The organism is Rhizobium laguerreae, from assembly GCF_002008165.1.
Classification (GTDB): Bacteria; Pseudomonadota; Alphaproteobacteria; order Rhizobiales; family Rhizobiaceae; genus Rhizobium; species Rhizobium laguerreae.
This window is the reverse complement of sequence record NZ_MRDM01000024.1, coordinates 1-4,009: the sequence shown is the minus strand read 5'-3', so window position 1 is coordinate 4,009 and position 4,009 is coordinate 1. Positions and strand designations below refer to the sequence as shown.

Here is a 4,009-nt window from a genome sequence, read left to right as displayed (position 1 = left end):
AGGATCGCATCCAGATCAGGAAAACTTATTCCCTTCAACAACATAGAAAGATGGGCGTTATGAAACAGGATTGTAGTCTCTGCGCCAATCCTCCATCTTTTCGCGGGCATCCGCAAGGGTCAGGAACCAATGCTGGTTCAGACATTCGGCTCGGAAGCGGCCGTTGAATGCTTCGATGAAGGCATTGTCCGTCGGCTTTCCCGGACGTGAGAAGTCCAAGGTCACACCCTTGGCATAGGCCCAAAGATCGAGATCGCGTGACACGAATTCCGTGCCCTGATCGACACGGATCGTCTTCGGATAACCGACCTGCCGGCATATCCGTTCCAAGGTTTGCACGACGTCTTCACCGCGATAGCTGTGACGCGGATCAAGCACCGGCACATAGCGGGAGAAGGTGTCGATCACCGTCAGAACCCGCAACTTCTTTCCGGTCGCCAGCTGGTCGTGAACGAAGTCCATGGCCCAGACATCATTCGGTCCAACCGCCATTTGCCGATCCTCCCGCAGTTTGGCTTTGACCCGGCGCTTTGGCGTTTTGTTCCGCAGTTGAAGGCCCAAGTCCCTGTAAATCTTATAGGTTCGCTTGATGTTGGTGCCCCAACCCTCACGCTCTAAGAGCACATGCACCCGACGATAGCCGTAGCGCACTCGGGTTTCGCAGATCTCGCGAATACGACATTCCAGGCCGGCCTGATCGGCACGGCGAGAGGTGTAGTGGTAGCTTGAACGATCGAAGTTCAGCGCCCCACAGGCACGCCGGATCGAGATCGCCCAATCGCGGCACATGCCCTTCACCACCTCCCGCTTGCGAGCAGGCCTTAGAGCTTTCGGCGAATGACGTCCTGCAGCATCTCGCGGTCGAGTGTCAGGTCCGCGACGATCTTCTTCAGCCGTGCGTTCTCGTCCTCGAGTTGCTTTAGCTTCTTCATCTCCGGCGGTAACATGCCGGCATACTTCTTCTTCCAATTGAAATAGGTCGCCTGGCTGATGCCCGCCTTGCGGCAGATCTCAGCAACCGAGACACCTTCATCACCTTGCTTCAGAATGAACGCCTTCTGCGCGTCCGAAAATTGCGATGCCTTCATCGTCTTCCGTTCCTTTCCCAGCGAGGAAAATGCACCGGAAAACTCTAACCAAAACTGGTCCAGTTTGAAGGGTTCAGATCAGTTCAGATCAAAAGCCGATACGCCGGCCGGAGAGGTCTCGGATCTGGCTTTAAATACGACACTGAATAAAAGCCCACTTATTCTGCCCTCGCTCACGGCTTGACAGTGATGATCACGGTCCTTAAGCGAGGCAGCATCGACACCGTTAGGACCTGCAAAAGTGAATTACTTTAGACAACTAGCGATTGTGGTACTCCATCCCGGGAATGGGGCGGGAAGTGCCCTGGACCGAAACAACGGCATCGCAGTGTTTCTTTTTGCGATACTTCCAGGACTTTCGCCGAATTTTAACTCCTTTATTCTTCTCGCATCGATGTTGTCGGGCATTTACTGTCTGGGGGCGGGCCGCTTTTCCCTGAACCTGTCGAAATCCGACCGGCTGGTTGCCCTGTGCATGTGGATCTATCCGTTGGTGATGATTGCGAGCATATTCATCAATCCGCCTTACGCCGAAGAACTGGACTGGATATTCCGGCTCCTGCCTTTCCTTTCAGTCTGGCTGATATTGCCGCGGATGCGTCAATCCCCCGACGGCCGCCTCGTGCCACTCTTCATCCTCGGCGCAGGTGTCGGCATGATCGCGACCTTCTTTCTCAGTCTGCTGCAGGTAGCGCTCCTGATGGACCGGGCGGAGGGCGGAGCGACGAACGCCGCCCTGCTGGGCATCATCGGCGTTCTGTTCAGCGGCATCGCGCTTCTCAACATACAATCCCCCAACAAGGTGGAACAAAGAATTGCGATATTGGGATATGCTGCGGGCCTGGGCTGCGCTCTGCTTTCTGGAACGCGCGCAGCCTGGCTAGTCATCCCCGTTCATATCATCATCTTTCTCTGGTATTTTTCCAAACACCGCCTCCATTTGAGTCCGCGCAGCATTGCCATTACCGGTTCACTGCTATTCCTTGGACTTACTGCCCTCAGCAGCCCCCAAATCATCGAGCGCATCCATAAGTTCCAGGAAAACCTAGCTTCGCTTGAACAGAGCGATGGCGGTGTCACATCCCTCAGCGCACGCCTCATCCTATATAAGGGGGCACTGTCTGCAATCGGCAAGGACCCGTTTACCGGCTATGGCCCGCAAAACCGGATGAGCGCGGTTCTGGCGGAAATTCCCGAGAGCATAAGGCAGCAGGTGAGCTTTACGCATGTCCATAACGGATTTCTGACCGCGGGAATTGACGCAGGCATTTTCGGCATGGCCGCACTTTTGCTGATGCTCCTGGCACCCGTGATAGGCGCATGGAGAAAAGAAGCCGGACCGGGGAGAGATCTCGCCTTGGCGATGGCTCTTCTCCTAGTCACCAGCTACGTCATAACGGGCAGCTTTGGCATCATGTTCAATCAAAAAGCTTTGGATCCGATCTTCGCCTATATGGTCGCCCTAATTTGCGCGGATCGAGGCAACACATGCTTTGCACCCGTGGTCCGAAGCCCACGTCTAGCCTTTGAGCATGGTTGACTCGAATGTTCAGGATGGCTAAGGCGCCTCAAGTCGTGCCGCTATAGGCGGCCTGCCCTGTTAAAGATTCGACCGCCACCCTTCCCCGCACTCCGCCTGATGGGGTTCACGCAAAAAGGAAATCCCCCGAGTGCAGGCTCGTCAAGGCTACATTCTTCAACACGACGGTGTTGTCGATATCGGCCGTAACGATTGTATCGTTGCCATACTGACTTAATGCAGCAAAAAGCGATTCCCAGTCGGCGAAAATGCTGTGATCGATTGAGATCACATCATGTGCCGAGCCGGTTGCCACGAAGTTTGTGATCGTATCGTGGCCCCAGTTCGGCGAAAAAACGAGGACGTCGGCTGCTGCTCCACCAGTGAGAGTGTCGTTGCCGGCGCCGCCCGTCAACGTATTAGAACCNGTTCCGATATAGGTGAGGTTCTCGAGGTCGCTGCCAAGCGTATAGCTTGCCAGCGTCGTGCGAACCGTGTCGATCCCCTCATTGGCCGCTTCGGTGATGAGGTCACCGGCATTGTCGACGATATAAAAGTCGTTGCCCGCCCCACCGACCAAGCTGTCCGCACCTGCCCCGCCATTCAGCAGATCGTTGCCGGCGCCGCCGGTGATCGTGTTGGCAAGCGCATTGCCGGTGCCGGTGAAGTTGGCCGATCCCGTATAGATCAGGTTCTCGACATTGTTGTCGAGCGTATAGCTCGACAGCGCCGTCCGGACCGTGTCCGTCCCTTCGTTCGCGTTCTCAATCACGATGTCAGTCGCAATATCGACCACATAGATGTCGTCGCCCATCCCACCCGACATCTTGTCTGCACCAGCCCCGCCGATCAAAGTGTCGTTGCCCGCAGCCCCCGCGAGGCTGTCAGCGCCGACACCACCTGTGATAACGTTGTCGAGCAGATTCCCTGTCCCTGCAAAGGCTGCCCTTCCGGTGTAGGTGAAGTTTTCGACAGCGGCACCCAATGTGTAGGCACTCAGGTTGGTCCGAACCGTGTCGATCCCCTCATTGGCCGCTTCGGTGATGAGGTCGCCGGCATTGTCGACGATATAGGTGTCGTCGCCCGCACCACCGATCAAACGATCGGCCCCGGCCCCACCATTCAGCACATCGTTGCCGGCGCCGCCGGAAAGCGTATCGATGGCAGCGCCACCCGTGAGCGTGTTATCGAGACTATTGCCCGTCCCGGTAAAGGCTACCGTTCCGATATAGGTGAGGTTCTCGAGGTCGCTGCCAAGCGTATAGCTTGCCAGCGTCGTGCGAACCGTGTCGATCCCCTCATTGGCCGCTTCGGCAACGCTGTCACCGGCATTGTCGACGATATAGGTGTCGTCGCCCGCACCACCGATCAGCGTGTCCGCACCTGCCCCGCCATTCAGCAC

The 4,009-nt window shown here is 56.6% G+C and carries 2 protein-coding genes and 1 pseudogene; 1 reads left to right on the top strand and 2 read right to left on the bottom strand.

Annotated features, from left to right (window positions below; translation table 11 throughout):
- Positions 1 to 69: 69 nt before the first annotated feature.
- Positions 70 to 1,088: pseudogene (locus tag BS630_RS27190) on the bottom strand (IS3 family transposase); the annotation flags it as partial.
- Between the two features lie 241 nt (positions 1,089 to 1,329).
- On the opposite strand from BS630_RS27190, the gene BS630_RS27180 reads away from it, so the two are divergent.
- A complete protein-coding gene (locus tag BS630_RS27180; protein ID WP_077979863.1) occupies positions 1,330 to 2,628 on the top strand; it encodes an O-antigen ligase family protein in 1,299 nt (432 codons plus the stop codon).
- A gap of 106 nt (positions 2,629 to 2,734) precedes the next feature.
- On the opposite strand, the gene BS630_RS27175 is transcribed toward BS630_RS27180, so the two are convergent.
- A complete protein-coding gene (locus BS630_RS27175) occupies positions 2,735 to 4,009 on the bottom strand; it encodes a calcium-binding protein (RefSeq protein WP_425351730.1) in 1,275 nt (424 codons plus the stop codon).